The organism is Streptomyces sp. NPDC101194 (assembly GCF_044767885.1).
GTDB lineage: Bacteria > Actinomycetota > Actinomycetes > Streptomycetales > Streptomycetaceae > Streptomyces.
This window is the reverse complement of sequence record NZ_JBIWOS010000010.1, coordinates 1-21,242: the sequence shown is the minus strand read 5'-3', so window position 1 is coordinate 21,242 and position 21,242 is coordinate 1. Positions and strand designations below refer to the sequence as shown.

The window sequence follows — 21,242 nt, the reverse complement described above, 5'->3', positions numbered from 1 at the left end:
GGTCTCGGATCAACGGATGACCGGAGAACTGCCGGGCACACCCACAGGAGAGAACCGGAACCGGTCCAAGGGCTGATGCTTTCGTGCAGGTTCGGCCAGAAACTGTCGATAGAAGTCGACTTCTGTTCAGCAGCACGGTCCGGGCCGACTACGCCCCGCACTCTGTACTCGACGTGCTGTCACCACCGAGTCGAGAGCGGGTACCGCACTATGGAGAGCCGCGGGAGTGTCCCCGCCCGACCCGTGTCGTACGAGGGTGTCTGGCGGTTCACCGCCCCGGCCGTGGACGTCTCCGTACCGCAGGCCAGGCGAGCGGTGCGCGATCTGCTGAACCGCCAGGGCGTGCCGGTGGACGACGACATCGCCGAAGGGCTGTTGCTCATCGTTTCCGAGCTGGTCACCAATGCCGTGAAGCACGCGGCGCTGCTCTCGCCGGAGCTGGCCGTCGAGGTGGCCGTCGGCGCGGAGTGGATCAGGGTGTCCGTCGAGGACAACCACCCCTACCGTCCGACCGCCCTGGAGACGGACCACGCACAGACCGGCGGACGCGGTCTGCTGCTGGTCCGGGAGATCACCCGCGAGGCGGGCGGCGCCTGCGATGTGGAGCACACCGCAGGCGGCGGCAAGATCATCTGGGCGGCGTTGCCGCTGAAGCCTCCGGCCTGACCGGGCCCGCGTGCCGCGGAAGTCGGCCCGTCACCAGCCGGCGGACGGTCCGGTCAGTTCCCTGATCGCGGGCCGGGCGGCATCCAGCACCGTCATGAACCAGGCGGAGAACGGTGCCTGGGCATGTCGCCGGGCCAGCTCGTCGGCCGTCACGAACGCGGTCTCGCCGACCTCCTCCGGGTCCGGGCGGAGCCGGTCCTGCGCCATTCCCACGAAGAGGTGATTGAACTCCTGCTCCACCAGGCCGGAGGCCGGGTCGGGGTGGTTGTAGCGCACCGTGCCCGCCTCGGCCAGCAGGGAGGGCGAGATCCCCAGCTCCTCGTACGTGCGCCGGGCGGCGGCGGCGAAGGGCGCCTCGCCCGGGTAGGGGTGGCCGCAGCAGGTGTTCGACCAGACGCCGGGGGAGTGGTACTTGCCGAGCGCCCGACGCTGCAGCAGCAGCCTGCCCTGCTCGTCGAAGAGGAACACCGAGAAGGCCCGGTGCAGTTGACCGGGCGGCTGATGGGCGGCGAGCTTTTCCGCCGTACCGATGGTGGTGCCGTTTTCATCGACCAGTTCGAGCATGATCGCTTCTGCTGTGCCGTTCGACGAGCTGTTCGCCGCGGTGGCTGGTGTGGTCGGCATACCCATCCTTCGCTATGGTCCCGGCCTCGTGCGCCGGTCCCGTCGAGTCCGCTCAAGTCTGCCGTACAAAAGCCGCTTGTCCGTACTTCGGGTGCTGGCATGTCCGGCCCCACCGCGCCACGGGGCGCGGCGGGGCCGGACGGCACGTCAGACGCCGAAAGCCGCCGGGTAGCGGATCGTGCCCCGCGGCACCGGCGCGGAGTCGTCGAGCACCAGGGCCATCATCGCCTCGTCCGGGACGGCGAAGCCCGGCCGGATTCCGTACCGGGACGCCGGTACGAAGCCGAACCTCGGGTAGTACTCGGGATGACCGAGCACCAGGACGAGGGACTCGCCCCGCAGCCGGGCCGCGTCGAGCGCCGCCCGCACCACGGCCTGGCCGGCGCCCTGCCGCTGACGGTCCGGGGCCGTCGCCACCGGGGCCAGCGCCAGAGCGGGCACGTCCCCGACCCGGCACCGGGTCAGCAGCGCGTACGCGGCGATGTCGCCGTCCGGTCCGTCCAGCGCCACGTGACCGAGGCCGGGCAGCCAGGCCGCCGGATCGGCGCGCAGCTCGTCGACCAGACGGGCCTCGTCCGGCGTCGGGAACGCGGCGGCGTTCACGGCGTGCACCGCGGCCCCGTCCGCCGCCGTCTCCGGCCGGGTCGTCCAGCGCGGGTCGGCGGGGCGCAGCACATGGCAGGCATAGCCGTACTCCGTGCCGTGATCGCGCCGTACGGCCAACTCCTCGCGGGTCGCCGCGAGCGCCCACTCCATGCCGGGAGCCGACCCGTCCGCGGCCTCGACCCGCTCGGCGAGCGGGATGTAGTACTCGTCCCAGTCGCTGTCGGGCTGCACCCCGACCCCGAGGACGTGATAGCCCGCCGCGACCGCTGCCGCGGTGTCCGCCGCCACGGGGCGCAACGAGGCCTCCCGTTCCCAGAAGGCGCGGGCCACGGCCGACGGCGCGTCCGTCGTCCAGGCGCACGCGGAGACGACGAGGGAGCCGCCCGGGGCGAGCAGCCGCTTCCAGTCACGCAGCGCGGTGTCGAAACCGATGATGTAGGCGGAGCCCTCGGCCCAGACGAGGTCGAACGACCCGTTCGGGAAGTCGGGGCCGGACAGATCGGCCATGTCGGCCCGGACCGTACGGATGCGGTCACCGAGCCCACGGGCCCGGGCCGCCTCGCGCAGTTCGTCGAGGAACGGCTCGTGGAGATCGACGGCCGTCACCTCGGCACCCGCCTCGGCGGCGAGCAGCAGTGCGGCCCGGCCGGGGCCGCAGCCCAGGTCCAGGACGCGCGGGCGGTGCGGCAGCGGGCCGGCGAGCTCCAGCAGTCGCCGGGTGGTGGCGTCGGAGCCGGGGCTCTGCCGGGGCAGACGGTGATGGAGGGAGAAGAACGCCTCGGAACGGACGGCGTGATCGTTGTCGGTCAACGTGGGAAACCCTTGTGTGCGAGGGCTCCGGCCAACGGGACGACCCGGTGCGAGTCGGGGTGCTAGCCGAGGACCCTGAAGTCGAGGAAGGACCGGATGCTGCGCCTGGCGGGCGCCGTCGCGACGGTCATCAACCTCAGCTCCTTTTGTGCACGGGGAGGCCGTCATGCCTCGCCGGACACCCTACACGGCCCCTGTACGACGGTTCAGTGGCAGAGTTTGGCCTCGTGCTCCGCATGGCCGCTCGGCTCCAGCTGGAATGTGCAGTGCTCCACGTCGAAGTGGACGCCGAGGCAGCCCTGCAGTTCGTGGAGGAGCTTCTCGTGACCGATCGAGTCGAGCATGTCCTGGCGCACCACCACATGGGCGGAGAGGACCGGCATTCCCGAGGTGATCGTCCAGGCGTGCAGGTCGTGGACGTCCAGCACCCCGGGCAGGGCGGTGATGTGGGCCCGCACCTCCCCCATGTCGACGCCCTTGGGCGCCGCCTCCAGCAGCACGTTGAGCGTCTCCCTGAGCAGCTTCACCGTACGGGGGACGATCATCAGGCCGATCACCAGCGAGGCGATCGGGTCGGCGGCCTGCCATCCGGTGGTCAGGATGACTCCTGCCGAGATCAGCACGGCGAACGAGCCGAGTGTGTCCGCGAGCACCTCCAGATAGGCGCCGCGCACATTGAGACTGTCCTTCTGCCCGCGCATCAGCAGCGACAGCGAGACCATGTTGGCCACCATGCCGACCAGGGCGAAGACGATCGTCAGCCCGCCCCTGGTCTCCGCCGGGGTGATGAAGCGCTGGATCGCCTCGAAGAGCAGAAAGCCACCCACTCCGAGCAGCAGCAGACAGTTCGCCAGGGCGGCGAGGATCTCGGCGCGGGCGAAACCGAAGGTGCGGTTGAGACCGGCCGGCCGGTTGGCGAAGTGGATCGCCAGCAGCGCCATGCCGAGACCCAGGGCGTCGGTCGCCATGTGGGCCGCGTCGGCGATCAGCGCGAGGGAGTCGGAGAGCAGCCCGCCGACGATCTCCATGACCATCACGGTGAGCGTGATGGTCAGCGCGATCCGCAGCCGGCCCTTGTACGCGGCGGCCGCCGTGCCGGTGGGCGGTGGCCCGCCGTGTGTGTGGCCGTGGTCGTGCCCTGCCCTCATGGGGACGCCTCCCGGTCGTCTCGCGGACTCGGACGCGATCGGCCCGAGCACTGCCAGTGAACTACGGGTGGGGGGTATCGGGCAACACGGTACTGAACACCGTTGTCATATGCCCTGACCTGCGGAAATGCCTGCAGGTCAGGGCCGTGGGGCGATCGTCGACGACTCAGTCGCCGCGTGCCTCGGGGTGGTGCAGGCACCAGCCCTCCCAGGCGGATTCGACCATCTCGCGCACCCCCTGCCGGGGTGCCCAGCCCAACTCCTCGGACGCCCGGGCCGCGGAGGCGACGGCCCTCGCCGCGTCACCGGGACGGCGTGGACGGACCTCCGGCTTCCGGTCCAGGCCACTGACCTCGCCCACCACGTCGGCCAACTCGCGCACCGAGACGCCCTCGCCGCGACCGATGTTCACGGTCAGGTCGCCGATGCCCGGTCCGGCCAGCCTCCGGGCGAGGGCGAGATGCGCGTCGGCGAGATCCGCGACGTGGATGTAGTCGCGGACGCAGGTGCCGTCGGGGGTCGGGTAGTCGTCGCCGAAGATCCGGGGGGCCTCGCCCCGGGTCAGCCGGTCGAAGAACATCGGAATCACGTTGAAGACACCGGTGTCCGACAGTTCCGGCGTTGCCGCCCCGGCCACGTTGAAGTAGCGCAGGCAGCCGGTGGACAGGCCATGTGCCCTCCCGGTCGCCCGGACCAGCCACTCCCCGGCGAGCTTGGTCTCACCGTACGGATTGATGGGAACGCACGGGGCGTCCTCGGTGATGAGTTCCACATCCGGTACCCCGTACACCGCGGCCGAGGACGAGAACAGGAAGCGCCGCACACCGGCGGCGACGACGGCCTCCAGGAGGACGGTCAGCCCCGCCACGTTCTCCCGGTAGTAGAGCAGCGGCTTCTCGACGGACTCGCCGACCTGCTTCTTCGCTGCGAGATGCACCACACCCGTCACGTCGTGCCGCGCCAGCACGTGGTCGAGCACCGCACGGTCGAAGACCGATCCCCGGACCAGCGGCACATCGGCCGGGAGCCGCTCGGCGATACCGGTCGAAAGGTCGTCGAGTACGACCACCCGCTCACCGGAGCCCGTCATGGACCGCACCACGTGTGCACCGATGTACCCAGCTCCGCCTGTGATCAGCCATGTCATGCGGGTCAGCCTAAGGGCTCGCTCCCGGAGCCGGTCCGGCCCGATCCGGGAGGGGGCCGCACTCCGTGGCACCGCGTTTTGTCAGGCGAGGCGGGGATCGACGATGATGATCGCGGACGGCGCCGCATGATGCCGGTCCACCCCGAACGGAGCACAAACGGGCAGTGAACTCCCGCTTCCGTTCATCCGATAGCCTCTGCCGACGTGCCGCCGGCCCGCTTCCGGGCCGCACTGTCGCGCGCCGACCCCGTCAGCACCAAGGAGTGAGTTCGTCTGTCGACCGCCATCCTCACCGGTGCACCGGTACCCGGGTCGTCGCTCGCGGACGATCTGCGGTCACTGGGCTTCGACGTACAGATCGCCGCCGATGTGACCGAGGCCGCACGGCTGCTCTCGGCCGTTCCCGCCGACCGCCGCGTCGCACTGGTCGACCCCCGTTTCGTCGGCCATGTCCATGCTCTCCGGCTCGGACTCACCGACCCGCGCTTCCCCGCCGCCACCGTGCCCGGTGCGCTCACCGCGCAGCCCGAGGCGCGTCCCGCGCTCGTGCGGGCCCTGAGCACCACGGCCGCGGCCGTCGGCGCCGGCGTCCCCACGGGCTCGGGCGCGACCGCGGTGACGGTCACCGACCGCACCGTGCCGGGCCGCATCGCCGTCACCATGGACACCGAGGGCACCGCCGTGCAGCGCCCCGAACTCGGCTCGCTGGTCGCCACCGTGCCGGCCGACGAGCCGGCGCGCGCGACCGCGCGGGACGCCGTCGCCGCGGTCGACGACGAGGCGGTACGGCTGCGCAGCGCCGTGAAGGCCCACGACGGCTTCTTCACCACCTTCTTCATCAGCCCGTACTCCCGCTACATCGCCCGCTGGTGCGCCCGCCGCGGCCTGACGCCGAACCAGGTCACCACCGCGTCCCTGCTCACCGCGCTGATCGCGGCGGGCAGCGCGGCGACCGGTACACGCGGTGGCTACGTCGCCGCCGGAGTGCTGCTGCTCCTCTCCTTCGTCCTGGACTGCACCGACGGGCAGCTGGCCCGCTACTCGCTGCAGTACTCGACGATGGGTGCCTGGCTGGACGCCACCTTCGACCGGGCCAAGGAGTACGCGTACTACGCCGGCCTCGCGCTCGGCGCCGCCCGTGGCGGGGACGACGTATGGGCGCTGGCCCTCGGCGCGATGGTGCTCCAGGCCTGCCGCCACGTCATCGACTTCTCGTTCAACGAGGCCAACCACGACGCGGTGGCCAATTCGAGCCCCACGGCGGCCCTCTCCGACCGGCTCGACAGCGTCGGCTGGACGGTCTGGGCGCGCCGGATGATAGTGCTGCCGATCGGCGAGCGCTGGGCGATGATCGCGGTGCTCACCGCGGTGACCACCCCCCGGATCGTCTTCTACGCCCTGCTCGTCGGCTGCGCGTTCGCGGCCTGCTACACCACGGCCGGCCGCCTGCTGCGCTCGCTGACCCGCAAGGCCCGGCGGACCGACCGCGCCGCCCGCGCGCTGGCGGACCTCGCCGACTCCGGGCCCCTCGCCCAGCTCGTCGCGGCGATCGGGGCCCGGACGAAGGGGCCCTGGACCGCTCCCGTCATGGCCCTGCTCGGCGGACTGCTCGTGGTCGCGTCGGCCCTCTCGCAGCCCTTCGGCAGCTGGCACACCATCCTCGCGGCGGGCGTCTACGCGCTCTTCTCCGGACTGGCCGTCTCCCGCCCCCTCAAGGGCGCGCTCGACTGGCTCGTACCGCCCATATTCAGGGCGGCGGAGTACTGCACCGTCCTCGTCCTCGCCGCCCGCAGCGATGTCGCGGGAGCCCTTCCCGCGGCTTTCGGGCTGGTATCGGCCGTCGCCTACCATCACTACGACACCGTGTACCGCATTCGTGGCGGCACCGGCGCGCCGCCCCAGTGGCTGGTCCGCACGATCGGTGGGCACGAGGGCCGCACCCTGGTGGTGGCCGTACTCGCCGCCGTACTCACCCGGCATTCAGCTTTCACCGTGGCACTCACCGCTCTCGCAGTGGCTGTGGCACTGGTGGTGCTCGTGGAGTCCATCCGCTTCTGGGTGTCGTCCGGAGCACCCGCCGTTCACGACGAAGGAGAACCCGCATGATCGGCCTCGTACTGGCAGCCGGTGCAGGACGGCGTCTGCGCCCCTACACCGACACGCTTCCGAAGGCTCTCGTGCCTGTCGACGGCGAGAAGACGGTCCTGGACCTGACGCTGGCCAACTTCGCGGAGATCGGCCTCACCGAGGTCGCCGTCGTCGTCGGCTACCGCAAGGAAGCCGTGTACGCCCGCAAGGCCGAGCTGGAGGCCGAGTACGGCGTCACCCTCACCCTGATCGACAACGACAAGGCCGAGGAGTGGAACAACGCCTACTCCCTGTGGTGCGCCCGTGACGTCCTGACGCGCGGCGTCATCCTGGCCAACGGCGACACCGTGCACCCGGTCTCCGTCGAGAAGACCCTGCTCGCCGCCCGCGGCGACGGCCGCAGGATCATCCTCGCCCTCGACACGGTGAAGCACCTCGCCGACGAGGAGATGAAGGTCGTCACCGACGGCGACAAGGGTGTGCGACGCATCACCAAGCTGATGGACCCGGCCAGCGCGACCGGTGAGTACATCGGCGTCACCCTCATCGAGCCGGAGGCCGCAGCCGAGCTCGCCGACGCCCTGAAGACCACGTTCGAGCGCGATCCCGACCTCTACTACGAGGACGGCTACCAGGAACTGGTGAACCGAGGCTTCACCGTCGACGTGGCCCCCATCGGCGAAGTGACGTGGGTCGAGATCGACAACCACGACGACCTCGCGAAGGGCCGTGAGATCGCGTGCCAGTACTGACCCGGCTCATCCCGTCCCCGGTCGTCGTCGACATCCGTCGCGGCGCCCTGGACGATCTGGCCGGTCTCCTCGCCGACCAGCGGATCTCCTCCTCCGGCAAGCTGGCGGTCGCGATCAGCGACGGTTCGGGACGTGCCCTGCGCGAGCGGCTGGCTCCCGCGCTGCCCGGCGCCCACTGGTATCCGGTCACCGACGGCACCCTCGACTCGGCGGTCAAGCTCGCCGACGACATCAAGGGCAACCGCTACGACGCGGTGGTCGGCCTCGGCGGCGGCAAGATCGTCGACGTGGCGAAGTACGCGGCCGCGCGCGTCGGCCTGCCCATGGTCGCGGTGGCGACGAACCTCGCCCACGACGGTCTCTGCTCGCCGGTCGCCACGTTGGACAACGACAACGGCCGGGGCTCCTACGGGGTCCCCACCCCCATCGCCGTCGTCATCGACCTCGACATCGTCCGCGAGGCACCGGCCCGCTTCGTGCGGTCCGGCATCGGTGACGCGGTCTCCAACATCTCCTGCGTGGCCGACTGGGAGCTCGCCCACGAGGTCCGGGGGGAGGAGATCGACGGGCTGGCCGCGGCCATGGCCAGGCAGGCCGGCGAAGCCGTGCTCCGCCACCCCGGCGGGATCGGCGACGACGGCTTCCTCAAGGTGCTGGCCGAGGGCCTGGTGCTGACCGGCATCTCCATGTCGGTCGCCGGTGACTCCCGACCGGCCTCGGGTGCCTGCCACGAGATCAACCACGCCTTCGACCTGCTGTACCCCCGGCGTGCGGCGAGCCACGGCGAACAGGTCGGCCTCGGCGCCTGCTTCGCCATGCACCTGCGCGGTGCGCGCGAGGACGCACTGCTCATGGCGGTCGCCCTGCGGCGCCACGGCCTGCCCGTCCGGCCCGAAGAGATCGGTTTCACCGCCGACGAGTTCGTCCGGGCCGTCGACTACGCCCCGCAGACCCGCCCGGGACGCTTCACGATCCTGGAACACCTCAACCTGTCCACCGACCAGATCAGGGACGCGTACGCCGACTATGCAAAAGCCATCGATAGCTGAACTCCGTCCGGTCGTGCACCCTCCGGGTGTCAAGGACCGGCGCAGCGGTGAGCACTGGGCGGGTCGGCTCTACATGCGCGAGATCTCGCTGCGCGTGGACCGTCACCTGGTGAACACCAGGGTCACGCCGAACCAGCTGACCTATGTGATGACCGTCGCGGGTGTGCTCGCCGCGCCGGCCCTGCTCGTTCCGGGCATTCCCGGTGCGCTGCTCGGGGTTCTCATGGTCCAGCTCTATCTCCTGCTCGACTGTGTCGACGGCGAGGTGGCCCGCTGGAAGAAGCAGTTCTCGCTGGGCGGGGTCTATCTGGACCGGGTCGGCGCGTATCTGTGCGACGCGGCCGTACTGGTCGGCTTCGGTCTGCGCGCCGCCGATCTGTGGGGCTCCGGACGGATCGACTGGCTCTGGGCGTTCCTCGGCACTCTCGCGGCCCTCGGCGCCATCCTGATCAAGGCCGAGACCGACCTGGTCGGGGTGGCCCGCCACCAGGGCGGGCTGCCGCCCGTCAAGGAGGCCGCCTCCGAGCCGCGCTCGTCCGGAATGGCGCTCGCCCGCCGGGCCGCCGGCGCACTCAAGTTCCACCGGCTGATCCTCGGCGTCGAGGCGTCGTTGGTGATCCTGGTGGCGGCCGTTCTCGACGCGGTCAGGGACGATCTGTTCTTCAGCCGTCTCATGGTCGCGGTCCTGGCCGGCATCGCATTGCTGCAGACCCTCCTGCACCTGGTGTCGATCCTGGCGTCGAGCAGGCTGAAATGAGCACACCCATGAAGCTCGGCGCGGTCATCATCACGATGGGCAATCGCCCCACGGAGCTGCGCGCCCTCCTCGATTCGGTCGCCGGGCAGGCAGGCGACCGGATCGAGGTGGTCGTCGTCGGAAACGGCGCCCCGGTGCCGGACGTCCCGGCGGGGGTGCGCACCGTCGAGCTGCCCGAGAACCTGGGCATCCCCGGCGGTCGCAACGTCGGGATCGAGGCCTTCGGCCCGTCGGGTGCCGACGTGGACGCCCTGCTCTTCCTCGACGACGACGGACTGCTCCCGCTCAGCGACACCGCCGAGCTGTGCCGACAGGCGTTCGACGCCGACCCCGAGCTGGGCATCATCAGCTTCCGGATCGCCGACCCGGACACCGGTGTCACCCAGCGCCGGCACGTGCCGCGGCTGCGCGCCGCCGACCCGATGCGTTCCTCGCGGGTGACGACCTTCCTCGGCGGCGCCAACGCCGTGCGCACCAAGGTCATCGCCGAGGTCGGTCCACTGCCGGGCCAGTTCTTCTACGCGCACGAGGAGACCGATCTGGCCTGGCGCGCGCTGGACGCCGGCTGGATGATCGACTACCGCGCGGACATGGTCCTCAACCACCCGACGACGGCCCCGTCCCGGCACGCGGTGTACCACCGCATGGTGGCCCGCAACCGGGTCTGGCTGGCGCGGCGCAATCTGCCCGCGCCGCTGGTCCCCGTGTACCTCGGCGTGTGGCTGCTGCTGACGCTGGTGCGCAAGCCTTCGGGCCCGGCCCTGAAGGCCTGGTTCGGCGGCTTCCGCGAAGGCTGGTCCACGCCGTGCGGAACCCGCCGTCCGATGAGGTGGCGCACGGTATGGAGGCTGACCAGACTCGGCCGACCTCCCGTGATCTGAGAGGCTCTCCTCTGAGAGCATGAGACGTACTTCTTCTCCACGGGACCTGTCCGCTCCGAGCCGCGCCCGCCACTGGCCGCGCATCTTGAATACGAGAGTTTCATCTGGTGAGTGACACAACCCATGATGGTGCGGTCGCCCTGAGCACCCCACCATCCGCCGACGACGGCCTGAGCTCGGCCGAGATGGCCGCCAAGTACGGCCTGACGGTGAGCGGCGCCCGGCCGGGGCTCTTCGAGTACATCCGGCAGCTCTGGGGCCGCCGCCACTTCATCATGGCGTTCTCGAGGGCGAAGCTGACCGCTCAGTACAGTCAGGCCAAGCTGGGCCAGCTGTGGCAGGTGGCCACGCCCCTGCTCAACGCCCTGGTCTACTACCTGATCTTCGGGTTGATCCTCGGCACCAGGAAGGGAATGACCCAGGACGTCTTCATTCCGTTCCTGGTGACCGGTGTCTTCGTCTTCACCTTCACCCAGAGTTCGGTGATGGCGGGCGTGCGGGCCATCTCCGGCAACCTGGGACTGGTGCGGGCCCTGCACTTCCCGCGGGCCTCGCTGCCCGTCTCGTTCTCGCTGCAGCAGCTTCAGCAACTGCTCTTCTCGATGATCGTGCTCGCGGTCGTGGCCGTCGCCTTCGGCAGCTACCCCGGTCTCTCGTGGCTGCTGATCGTCCCGGCGCTGGCCATGCAGTTCCTCTTCAACACCGGACTGGCGCTGATCATGGCCAGGCTCGGCAGCAAGACCCCCGACCTCGCCCAGCTGATGCCGTTCGTCATGCGGACCTGGATGTACGCGTCGGGCGTCATGTTCTCCATCCCGGTGATGCTCAAGGACAAGCCGGACTGGATCGCCGATGTGCTGCAGTACAACCCGGCGGCCATCTACATGGACCTGATCCGTTTCGCGCTGATCGACGGCTACGGCGCGGGCAATCTGCCGGCGCACGTCTGGATCGTGGCGCTCGGTTGGGCGGTCCTCGTCGGGGTCGTGGGCTTCGTGTACTTCTGGAAGGCAGAGGAACGGTACGGCCGTGGCTGACGACAACACTTCGGGGCGCGTCCCCACCGTCATCGCCGACGATGTGCACATCGTGTACCGGGTCAACGGCGGTGGCGGAGGCAAGGGCAGTGCCACCGCGGCGCTGAGCCGGATACTGCGCCGCGGCAAGGGCGAGTCGCGCGGAGTACGGAAGGTGCACGCCGTCCGCGGCGTCTCCTTCACCGCCTACCGCGGCGAGGCCATCGGTCTCATCGGGACCAATGGCTCCGGCAAGTCGACCCTGCTGCGGGCCATCGCCGGTCTGCTTCCGACCGAGCACGGCAAGGTGTACACGGACGGCCAGCCGTCGCTGCTCGGGGTGAATGCGGCGCTGATGAGCGATCTGACCGGTGAGCGCAACGTCGTGCTCGGCGGCCTCGCGATGGGCATGTCGCGCGAGGAGATCCGGGAGCGTTACCAGGGCATCGTCGACTTCTCCGGCATCAACGAGAAGGGCGACTTCATCACCCTGCCGATGCGCACGTACTCCTCCGGCATGGCCGCGCGGCTGCGGTTCTCGATCGCCGCCGCGAAGAACCACGACGTCCTCATGATCGACGAGGCGCTGGCGACCGGTGACCGCAAGTTCCAGATCCGCTCCGAGAAGCGCATCAGGGAGCTCCGGAAGGAAGCGGGCACCGTCTTCCTGGTCAGCCACAGCAACAAGTCCATCAGGGACACCTGCGACCGGGTGCTGTGGCTGGAAAAGGGCGAGCTGCTGATGGACGGTCCGACCGACGAGGTCCTCAAGGCGTACGAGCGCGAGACCGGCAAATAGACGCTCCGTCGGTTCCCCGGCACCGAGGCGGCCTTCGCCGGGACTCCCCGGCGGAGGCCGCGCCGGCGTCCGGATCGTGGACGCCCGAGGGCGTCCACCACCCCCGGCGGTACGGCCCGCACAAGATCTCCTCCCGACGGATGACGTCAATTTCCTTGCGCACGGGGAAAGTTGGCGGGGCAGGGCGCGTTGTTCCTCCGCGCGTAACACCCCGACGTATCGATGAGCGTTGTACAACGTAAGCTGTACCGGTGCTGATTCGTTGCAAGTGGGGCGATACCGCCTGGCCAAACGGCCCGCAGGCGGGCTCCGCACTCGGCAGAGCGGGCGGCGTGTCCGGAATGGGATGTTTTGGGTCAGCAGTGTAGAACGGGAGATGTGACGGCAATGACGGAAGATCTCCAGCTCCGAGGTGCTCACGCCGTCCCAGCGCCGGGCGGTCGGTGGTGACCCGTACCCGGCAGGCGCGCACCGATGCTGCCGTGCCCAGCACCCTCGACAAGGCCGCGGACGAGAATTTCCCCGTCGCGCCGTTCTTCCTCCCGCGCGCCTGGCGCGACGACCTGATGGCCGTCTACGGCTACGCCCGTCTCGTCGACGACATCGGCGACGGTGATCTCGCCCCCGGCGGCGCGGACGCCCGTCACCTCGGCCTCGACCCCGCGCAGACCGACGACCGGCTCGCCATGCTCGACGCCTTCGAGGCCGATCTGCACCGGGTCTTCGACACCGCCGGCGACGGTCCGCACCACCCCCTGCTGCGCGCACTGCGCCCCACCGTGCGGCGCTGCGGGCTCACGCCCGAGCCCTTCCTGGGCCTCATCGAGGCCAACCGGCAGGATCAGAAGGTCCGCCGCTACGGGACCTACGAGGAACTTCTCGCCTACTGCGAGCTCTCCGCCAACCCCGTGGGCCGGCTGGTCCTGCAGATCACCGGAACCGCCAGCCCCGAACGTGTCCGCCGCTCCGATGCCGTCTGCACGGCCCTGCAGATCGTCGAGCACCTCCAGGACGTCGCCGAGGACCTCGGCCGCGACCGGATCTATCTTCCCGCGGACGACATGGCGCGATTCCACGTCCGCGAAGCCGACCTGGCCGCCCCTTCGGGGGGCGCGTCGGTGCGTTCGCTGGTTGCGTACGAAGCGGAACGCGCTCGGGAACTGCTGAATGAAGGCACCCCCCTGGTGGGTAGCGTCCACGGCAGGCTCAAGGTGCTTCTCGCGGGATTCGTGGGCGGGGGGCGTGCCGCCCTCACCGCGATCGCGGCCGCCGGGTTCGACGTACTGCCCGGACCGCCCAAGCCCACCAGGCCCAGCCTGCTGCGCGAGGCGGGAGTTGTCTTGCGAAGAGCGCGGAGAGAGGGGTGAGCCGGACCGTGGAGGGACAGACGACCCACATGTCGGCACCGGTACAGGCCGCATACAGGTACTGCGAGGCGGTCACCGGACAGCAGGCGCGTAACTTCGCGTACGGGATCAGGTTGTTGCCGGCCGAGAAGCGACAGGCCATGTCGGCGCTGTACGCCTTCTCCCGCCGTGTCGACGACATCGGTGACGGTGCACTGGAGCCGGAGACCAAGCGGATCCGCCTGGAGAGCACCCGCGCGGTCCTGGACCGGATCCGCGGCGGCGCGATCGACGAGGACGACACCGATCCGGTGGCCGTCGCGCTCGCCGACGCCGCGCGCCGATTCCCGATTTCGCTCGGCGGGCTCGACGAACTCATCGACGGCGTGCTGATGGATGTACGCGGTGCGACGTACGAGACCTGGGACGACCTCAAGGTCTACTGCCGCTGCGTCGCGGGTGCGATCGGCCGCCTCAGCCTGGGCGTCTTCGGTACGGAACCAGGCGCTCCGGGTGTCGACCGGGCCGCGGAGTACGCCGACACGCTGGGCCTCGCGCTCCAGCTGACCAATATCCTGCGTGACGTGCGCGAGGACGCGGGCAACGGACGTACGTACCTGCCCGCCGACGACCTGGCCAAGTTCGGCTGCTCGGCCGGCTTCCACCGGGCCACCCCGCCGTCCGGCGCCGACTTCGCGGGCCTGGTGCATTTCGAGGTCCGGCGTGCCCGCGCGCTGTTCGCCGAGGGGTATCGGCTGCTGCCGATGCTGGACCGGCGCAGCGGCGCCTGTGTCGCGGCCATGGCAGGGATCTACCGGCGCCTGCTCGACCGGATCGAGCGCGATCCCGAGGCGGTTCTGCGCGGCAGGGTGTCGCTGCCGGGTCACGAGAAGGCGTACGTCGCGGTGCGCGGACTCTCGGGTCTCGACGCGCGATACATCTCCCGTCGGACGGCCGGGAGGCGTGTCTGATGCGCCGTACGGACATCTCGCGCACCATGTGCATCACGGAAACACGTTGCGATCAGTGGTCAACCCTCTGGTGTACTGACGCGTCCCTGACTGAAGTGACCCGGCGAAAGGAGGACGCATGACGGACGACGACCCGCGTTCCTCCCGCGCGGTGGTGATCGGCGGCGGGCTCGCCGGCATCACCGCGGCCCTGCGTCTCGCCGATGCCGGGCTTGACGTGACCCTGCTCGAAGGGCGGCCCAGGCTCGGCGGACTCGCCTTCTCCTTCCGGCGCGGCGAGCTGACGGTCGACAACGGACAGCATGTCTACCTGCGTTGCTGCACCGCGTACCGCTGGTTCCTCGATCGCGTCGACGGGACCCGCCTGGCACCCCTGCAAAACCGTTTGGACGTGCCCGTTCTCGATGTCGGGCGCCCCTCGGGCCCCCGACTGGGACGGCTGCGCCGCAACGCGTTGCCGGTGCCGTTCCACCTCGCCGCGGGCCTCGCCGCCTATCCGCACCTCTCGCTCGCCGAGCGGGCGGGCGTCGGACGCGCCGCATGGGCGCTGGGGCGCCTGGACCCGGACGACCCGGCGCTCGACGCCGTCGACTTCGGCAGCTGGCTCGCCCGGCACGGCCAGTCGCCGCGCACCATCGAGGCACTCTGGGACCTGGTCGGCGTCGCCACGCTCAACGCCACCGCGCCGAACTCCTCGCTGGCCCTCGCCGCGAAGGTCTTCAAGACCGGACTCCTCTCCGAGCCCGGCGCCGCCGACATCGGCTGGGCGAGCGTGCCGCTCGGTGAGGTGCACGACACATTGGCCCGCAAGGCCCTCGACTCCGCCGGAGTGCGCACCGAACTCCGTACGAAGGCCTCCTCCCTCACCCGTTCGGAGGATGGCCGCTGGATCGTCGACGCCGGCGGCGAACGGATCGAGGCGGACACCGTCGTCCTCGCCGTCCCTCAGCGCGAGACCCACGAACTGCTGCCCGAGGGCGCGCTCGACGAGCCGGACCGGCTGCTCGACATCGGCACGTCGCCGATCCTCAATGTGCACGTCGTCTACGACCGCAAGGTGCTGCGTCGCCCGTTCTTCGCCGCGCTCGGCTCCCCGGTCCAGTGGGTCTTCGACCGTACGGACGCCTCGGGGCTCACCGGACCCGGACAGTACCTCGCGGTGTCCCAGTCCGCCGCCGACGAGGAGATCGACCTGCCCGTGGCCGAGCTGCGGGAGCGTTATCTGCCGGAGCTGGAGCGGCTCCTTCCGGCCGCTCGCACCGCCGGGATCAGGGACTTCTTCGTCACCCGGGAGCGCACGGCGACCTTCGCCCCCGCTCCCGGCGTCGGCCGGCTGCGACCCGGGGCCCGCACCCGGTTCCCCGGCCTCGGCCTGGCCGGAGCTTGGACGGCCACGGGCTGGCCCGCGACGATGGAGGGCGCCGTCCGCAGCGGGTTCAGCGCGGCGGACGTCGCGCTCCGGGCACTCGGCCGCTCCCATGAACATCCGCTGCAGGAGGCGGCATGAGCAGTACCACCGGAACAAGAGGAGAGTCAGTGACCCCGGCGAATCCGGCTTACGACCCCGTGGCCGACACCACGGACGTCACCGCGCTTCTGGAGCGCGGACGGGCCCTTTCCGCGCCGGTGCTCCGGGCCGCCGTTGACCGGCTCGCACCGCCCATGGACACCGTGGCCGCCTACCACTTCGGCTGGATCGACGCCCAGGGACGGCCTTCCGAGGGCGACGGCGGCAAGGCCGTCCGCCCGGCGCTCGCCCTGCTGTCCGCGGAGGCGGCAGGGGCCGCGGCGGAGGCCGGCGTCCCCGGTGCCGTGGCCGTCGAACTCGTGCACAACTTCTCGCTGCTGCACGACGACCTGATGGACGGCGACGAACAGCGCCGCCACCGCGACACCGTCTGGAAGGTGCACGGCCCCGCCCAGGCGATCCTGGTCGGCGATGCGCTCTTCGCGCTCGCCAACGAGATCCTGCTGGAGCTCGGCACCGTCGAGGCGGGCCGTGCGGCCCGTCGGCTGACCGTCGCCACCCGCAAGCTCATCGACGGGCAGGCCCAGGACATCTCCTACGAGCACCGGGAGCGGGTCACCGTCGAGGAGTGCCTGGAGATGGAGGGCAACAAGACCGGTGCCCTGCTGGCCTGCGCCTGCTCCATCGGTGCGGTGCTCGGCGGCGCCGACGACCGTACCGCCGACACCCTGGAGGCGTACGGCTACCACCTCGGCCTCGCCTTCCAGGCCGTCGACGATCTGCTCGGCATCTGGGGCGACCCCGAGTCCACCGGCAAGCAGACCTGGAGCGATCTGCGTCAGCGCAAGAAGTCCCTGCCTGTCGTCGCCGCGCTCGCCGCGGGCGGTCCGGCCTCGGAGCGCCTCGGCGAACTGCTCGCCGCCGACGCGAAGAGCAGTGATTTCGACAGCTTCTCCGAAGAGGAGTTCGCCGCCCGCGCGGCGCTCATCGAGGAGGCGGGCGGCCGCGAATGGACCGCCCAGGAGGCCCGTCGACAGCATGCGGTCGCCATCGAGGCACTGCACCGGGTCGACATGCCGCACACCGTGCGGGCGCAGCTCACAGCGCTCGCGGACTTCGTCGTCGTACGAAAGAGATGATCACCATCTGCTCCATATGACTCGCAGTCGCCGGCCGGGGGCCCGCCCGGGCCCCCGCCCGACGGAGACCCCAGCACAGCAGAGGACCAAACTGCAAGAAGGGGAAGCCATGACAGCGACGACCGACGGAAGCCACGGGGCTGTGAACCCCCGCGCAGCCTCGGCCAGTAATCCGACCGACACAACCATCGTCGCGGACGACGTACTCGCCGCCGCGCGGCGGGCCGCGGAACGCTCGGTGGAGCACCTCCTCGGCAGACAGGACGAGCAGGGCTGGTGGAAGGGCGACCTCGCCACCAACGTCACCATGGACGCCGAAGACCTGCTGCTCCGTCAATTCCTCGGCGTCCAGGACCAGGCCGTCGTCCAGGCCGCCGGCCGCTTCATCCGCGGCGAACAGCTCGGTGACGGCACCTGGGCCACCTTCCACGGCGGCCCCGGCGAGCTCTCCACCACCATCGAGGCGTATGTGGCACTGCGTCTGGCCGGAGACGGTCCGGACGAACCGCACATGGCCCGCGCCTCTCGATGGATCAGGGAACAGGGCGGCATCGCGGAGAGCCGCGTGTTCACCCGGATCTGGCTCGCACTCTTCGGCTGGTGGAAGTGGGACGACCTGCCGGAACTCCCGCCCGAGCTGATGTTCTTCCCCAAGTGGGCCCCGCTCAACATCTATGACTTCGGCTGCTGGGCCCGCCAGACCATCGTGCCGCTCACGATCGTCTCGGCCAAGCGGCCGGTCCGCCCGGCCCCCTTCGCGCTCGACGAACTCCACGCCGATCCGCGCCTGCCGAACCCGCCCAGGCGTGTTCCTCCGGCGGCGAGCTGGGACGGAGTGTTCCAGCGCCTCGACAAGGCACTGCACGCGTATCACAAGGTCGCGCCGCGCAAGCTGCGCCGGGCCGCCATGAACGCCGCGGCCCGCTGGATCATCGAGCGCCAGGAGAACGACGGCTGCTGGGGCGGCATCCAGCCGCCCGCCGTGTACTCCGTCATCGCGCTGCATCTGCTCGGCTACGACCTGGACCACCCGGTGATGCGGGCCGGACTCGAATCGCTCGACCGGTTCGCCGTCTGGCGCGAGGACGGCGCCCGGATGATCGAGGCCTGCCAGTCCCCGGTCTGGGACACCTGCCTCGCGACCATCGCGCTCGCCGACGCCGGGGTCGGCGCCGACCACCCGGCCCTCGTGAGGGCCGCGGACTGGATGCTCGGCGAGGAGGTCGTCCGCCCCGGCGACTGGGCCGTGCGCCGCCCCCGGCTCAACCCCGGCGGCTGGGCGTTCGAGTTCCACAACGACAACTACCCGGACATCGACGACACCGCGGAGGTGGTCCTCGCGCTGCGCCGGGTCCGCCACCCCGACCAGGCACGCGTCGAAGCCGCCATCCGGCGCGGGGTGCGCTGGAACCTCGGCATGCAGTCCCGCAACGGGGCCTGGGGCGCGTTCGACGCGGACAACACCAGTGCCTTCCCCAACCGATTGCCCTTCTGCGACTTCGGCGAGGTCATCGATCCGCCGTCCGCCGACGTCACCGGGCACGTGGTGGAGATGCTCGCCGTCGAAGGCCGGTCCGGACACCCCGCCACCCGGCGCGGCATCGAGTGGTTGCTCGCCGAACAGGACGTGGAGGGCGGCTGGTTCGGCCGCTGGGGCGTCAACTACGTCTACGGCACCGGGTCGGTGGTACCCGCCCTGGTGGCCGCCGGACTGCCCGTCACCCATCCGGCGATCCGCCGGGCGGTCGGCTGGCTGGAGTCCGTGCAGAACGACGACGGCGGCTGGGGCGAGGACCTGCGCTCGTACCAGGAGGACAAGTGGATCGGGCGCGGCGCCTCGACCGCTTCCCAGACCGCGTGGGCCCTGCTCGCGCTGCTCGCCGCGGGCCGGCGGGACAGCCCGGCCGTGCGGCGGGGGGTGTCCTGGCTCACCGGGACCCAGCGGTCCGACGGTTCCTGGGACGAGCCGCACTTCACCGGCACCGGCTTCCCGTGGGACTTCTCCATCAACTACCACCTCTACCGGCAGGTCTTCCCCCTCACCGCACTCGGGCGGTACGTGAACGGCGAACCGTTCGCCGACCGCGCGGGCACCCGCAAGGGGGCCTGATGGGCGAGGGTCCGGGGCCGACCCGCCCCGCAGTGCCGCTGCTGATCGCCTGCGCGCTCGGCATCGAGCAATTCGCGCTGCGCAGCGGCAGGGGCAGGGCCGGCGACGCCCCGGGCCCGGTGACCGTCCTCCGTACCGGCATGGGGCCCAGGGCGGCGGAGGCCGCGGTGTCACGGGCGCTCGGTACGGACCGGGCGCCCGGAACCGCGGTCCTCGCCTCCGGGTTCTGCGCCGGGCTGTCACCCGGAATGCACCCCGGGGATCTGGTGGTCGCCGACGAGACCCGGGGAGCCGGGGACTCGACGGTCTGCACCGGCACGGGCCTGCTCGCCGCGGCCCTTGCCCGGACGGTGCCCGGCCGCACCGTCCACACCGGTCCGCTGACCGGTTCCGCCCACGTCGTACGCGGACAGGAGCGGGCCGACCTGCGGGCCACCGGAGCGATCGCGGTGGACATGGAGTCCGCCGCCACCCTGCGCGCGGCCCTGCGGTCCGGGCCTCGCCCGGTTGCGGCCGTACGGGTGGTCGTGGACGCTCCGGAGCACGAGCTCGTCCGCATCGGGACGATACGCGGTGGAATATCGGCTTTCCGTGTCCTCCGTGCCGTCCTGCCGGCTTTCTATGAATGGCACCGATCTTTGCTGCTCCCCAGGAGGTGAGCCAGATGGCCATGCCGCTCCGTCAGTCCATCAAGGTTGCGACGTATCTCGCCGAACAGAAGCTCCGAAGGCGGGACAAGTTCCCGCTCATCGTGGAGCTGGAGCCGTTGTTCGCCTGCAATCTCGCGTGCGAGGGCTGTGGGAAGATCCAGCATCCGGCGGGAGTGCTCAAGCAGCGCATGCCGGTCGCCCAGGCGGTGGGCGCCGTGCTCGAATCGGGTGCCCCGATGGTCTCCATCGCGGGTGGTGAGCCGCTGATGCATCCGCAGATCGATGAGATCGTGCGGCAGCTGGTCGCACGGAAGAAGTACGTCTTCCTCTGCACCAACGCGATGCTGCTGCGGAAGAAGATCGACAAGTTCAAGCCCTCGCCGTACTTCGCGTTCGCCGTGCACATCGACGGGCTGCGGGAGCGGCACGATGAATCGGTCGCCAAGGAGGGAGTGTTCGACGAGGCGGTTGCGGCCATCAAGGAGGCCAAGCGACGCGGCTTCCGGGTCACCACGAACTCCACCTTCTTCAACACCGACACCCCGCAGACGGTCATCGAGGTCCTCAACTACCTCAATGACGATCTGAAGGTCGACGAGATGATGATCTCGCCCGCCTACGCGTACGAGAAGGCACCCGACCAGGAGCACTTCCTCGGCGTCGAACAGACCCGCGACCTGTTCAAGAAGTCGTTCGCGGGAGGCAACCGGGGTCGCTGGCGGCTGAACCACTCGCCGCTCTTCCTGGATTTCCTGGAGGGCAAGGCGGACTTCCCGTGCACCGCGTGGGCCATTCCGAACTACTCGCTCTTCGGCTGGCAGCGGCCCTGCTACCTGATGGCCGACGGGTACGTTCCCACGTATCGCGAACTCATCGAGAAGACCGACTGGGACAAGTACGGCCGCGGCAAGGACCCGCGCTGTGCCAACTGCATGGCGCACTGCGGCTACGAGCCCACCGCCGTCCTCGCCACCATGGGGTCGCTGAAGGAGTCCCTGCGCGCCGCGCGCGAGACCGTCTCCGGGAACCGGTGACGTCATGACCGCTGGAGAACCGGTCGCTCTGGGTCTCCCCGAGCTGCCGGCCCGGCCGATCGCGAAGCGCCGCCACTCGCGACGCCTCCAGGTCGGGTCGGTGGCGGTGGGCGGGGACGCGCCGGTGTCGGTGCAGTCGATGACCACGACGCGTACGTCGGACGTGGGTGCGACGTTGCAG

At 70.5% G+C, this 21,242-nt stretch carries 20 protein-coding genes; 16 read left to right on the top strand and 4 right to left on the bottom strand.

Translation table 11 applies throughout. From position 1 onward, the window contains the following. Positions 1-210: 210 nt before the first annotated feature. Positions 211-666, top strand: a complete 456-nt coding sequence (locus ACIRP2_RS30160) for an ATP-binding protein (protein WP_376283215.1) — start codon at positions 211-213, stop codon at positions 664-666. 30 nt (positions 667-696) lie between these two features. On the opposite strand, the gene idi is transcribed toward ACIRP2_RS30160, so the two are convergent. The 4 genes from idi to galE form a co-directional block, all read right to left on the bottom strand. After that, entirely contained in the window at positions 697-1,290 is a 594-nt protein-coding gene (gene idi, locus ACIRP2_RS30155) for an isopentenyl-diphosphate Delta-isomerase (RefSeq protein ID WP_376220809.1), read from the bottom strand. Positions 1,291-1,437: 147 nt separating this feature from the next. Next, positions 1,438-2,706, bottom strand: a complete 1,269-nt coding sequence (locus tag ACIRP2_RS30150; RefSeq protein ID WP_404255749.1) for a GNAT family N-acetyltransferase — start codon at positions 2,704-2,706, stop codon at positions 1,438-1,440. Between the two features lie 206 nt (positions 2,707-2,912). Continuing rightward, the gene (locus tag ACIRP2_RS30145; protein ID WP_404255747.1) at positions 2,913-3,854 is read right to left on the bottom strand and encodes a cation diffusion facilitator family transporter; all 942 of its coding nucleotides are present in this window, start codon (positions 3,852-3,854) and stop codon (positions 2,913-2,915) included. A gap of 166 nt (positions 3,855-4,020) precedes the next feature. Beyond that, positions 4,021-5,001, bottom strand: a complete 981-nt coding sequence (galE, locus tag ACIRP2_RS30140; protein WP_404255745.1) for a UDP-glucose 4-epimerase GalE — start codon at positions 4,999-5,001, stop codon at positions 4,021-4,023. Between the two features lie 330 nt (positions 5,002-5,331). Between galE and ACIRP2_RS30135 the strand changes: the two genes are divergently transcribed. From ACIRP2_RS30135 to ACIRP2_RS30065, 15 genes are all read left to right on the top strand, one after another. After that, entirely contained in the window at positions 5,332-7,107 is a 1,776-nt protein-coding gene (locus ACIRP2_RS30135; protein ID WP_404256250.1) for a DUF5941 domain-containing protein, read from the top strand. Beyond that, positions 7,104-7,841, top strand: a complete 738-nt coding sequence (locus ACIRP2_RS30130) for a sugar phosphate nucleotidyltransferase (RefSeq protein WP_404255743.1) — start codon at positions 7,104-7,106, stop codon at positions 7,839-7,841. Before ACIRP2_RS30135 ends, ACIRP2_RS30130 begins: the two co-directional genes overlap by 4 nt. Continuing rightward, a complete protein-coding gene (locus ACIRP2_RS30125; protein ID WP_404255741.1) occupies positions 7,829-8,890 on the top strand; it encodes an iron-containing alcohol dehydrogenase family protein in 1,062 nt (353 codons plus the stop codon). Before ACIRP2_RS30130 ends, ACIRP2_RS30125 begins: the two co-directional genes overlap by 13 nt. Next, complete coding sequence (locus tag ACIRP2_RS30120; RefSeq protein ID WP_404255739.1) at positions 8,868-9,647, top strand: CDP-alcohol phosphatidyltransferase family protein; 780 nt, start codon at positions 8,868-8,870, stop codon at positions 9,645-9,647. The genes ACIRP2_RS30125 and ACIRP2_RS30120 overlap by 23 nt, the downstream gene beginning before the upstream one ends. An 8-nt stretch (positions 9,648-9,655) precedes the next feature. Next, on the top strand, positions 9,656-10,528 hold the full coding sequence (locus ACIRP2_RS30115) for a glycosyltransferase family 2 protein (protein WP_404256248.1): 873 nt from the start codon (positions 9,656-9,658) through the stop codon (positions 10,526-10,528). A 107-nt stretch (positions 10,529-10,635) separates the two neighbouring features. Further along, the gene (locus tag ACIRP2_RS30110) at positions 10,636-11,565 is read left to right on the top strand and encodes an ABC transporter permease (RefSeq protein ID WP_376220798.1); all 930 of its coding nucleotides are present in this window, start codon (positions 10,636-10,638) and stop codon (positions 11,563-11,565) included. Then, a complete protein-coding gene (locus ACIRP2_RS30105; protein ID WP_351084586.1) occupies positions 11,558-12,343 on the top strand; it encodes an ABC transporter ATP-binding protein in 786 nt (261 codons plus the stop codon). The genes ACIRP2_RS30110 and ACIRP2_RS30105 overlap by 8 nt, the downstream gene beginning before the upstream one ends. Positions 12,344-12,789: 446 nt before the next feature. Further along, on the top strand, positions 12,790-13,710 hold the full coding sequence (gene hpnC, locus ACIRP2_RS30100; RefSeq protein WP_404255736.1) for a squalene synthase HpnC: 921 nt from the start codon (positions 12,790-12,792) through the stop codon (positions 13,708-13,710). Positions 13,711-13,739: 29 nt separating this feature from the next. Continuing rightward, entirely contained in the window at positions 13,740-14,660 is a 921-nt protein-coding gene (gene hpnD / locus ACIRP2_RS30095; RefSeq protein ID WP_404255734.1) for a presqualene diphosphate synthase HpnD, read from the top strand. Positions 14,661-14,778: 118 nt separating this feature from the next. Further along, positions 14,779-16,167: a hydroxysqualene dehydroxylase HpnE gene (gene hpnE, locus ACIRP2_RS30090; RefSeq protein ID WP_404255732.1), complete on the top strand. Its 1,389-nt coding sequence runs from the start codon at positions 14,779-14,781 to the stop codon at positions 16,165-16,167. After that, positions 16,164-17,267 (top strand): polyprenyl synthetase family protein, encoded by a 1,104-nt coding sequence (locus ACIRP2_RS30085; RefSeq protein ID WP_404255730.1) that lies wholly within the window; start codon positions 16,164-16,166, stop codon positions 17,265-17,267. Before hpnE ends, ACIRP2_RS30085 begins: the two co-directional genes overlap by 4 nt. Before the next feature lie 109 nt (positions 17,268-17,376). Beyond that, positions 17,377-19,377 carry a squalene--hopene cyclase gene (gene shc, locus ACIRP2_RS30080; protein ID WP_404255728.1) on the top strand — a complete coding sequence of 667 codons (2,001 nt, stop codon included), beginning with the start codon at positions 17,377-17,379 and terminating at the stop codon, positions 19,375-19,377. Next, entirely contained in the window at positions 19,377-20,036 is a 660-nt protein-coding gene (locus tag ACIRP2_RS30075) for a 1-hydroxy-2-methyl-2-butenyl 4-diphosphate reductase (protein ID WP_404255726.1), read from the top strand. Before shc ends, ACIRP2_RS30075 begins: the two co-directional genes overlap by 1 nt. Positions 20,037-20,041: 5 nt before the next feature. Then, positions 20,042-21,061 (top strand): adenosyl-hopene transferase HpnH, encoded by a 1,020-nt coding sequence (hpnH, locus tag ACIRP2_RS30070; protein ID WP_404255724.1) that lies wholly within the window; start codon positions 20,042-20,044, stop codon positions 21,059-21,061. A 4-nt stretch (positions 21,062-21,065) separates the two neighbouring features. Then, positions 21,066-21,242 (top strand): flavodoxin-dependent (E)-4-hydroxy-3-methylbut-2-enyl-diphosphate synthase (locus ACIRP2_RS30065; protein ID WP_404256246.1); only part of this gene is annotated, 177 nt, incomplete at its 3' end.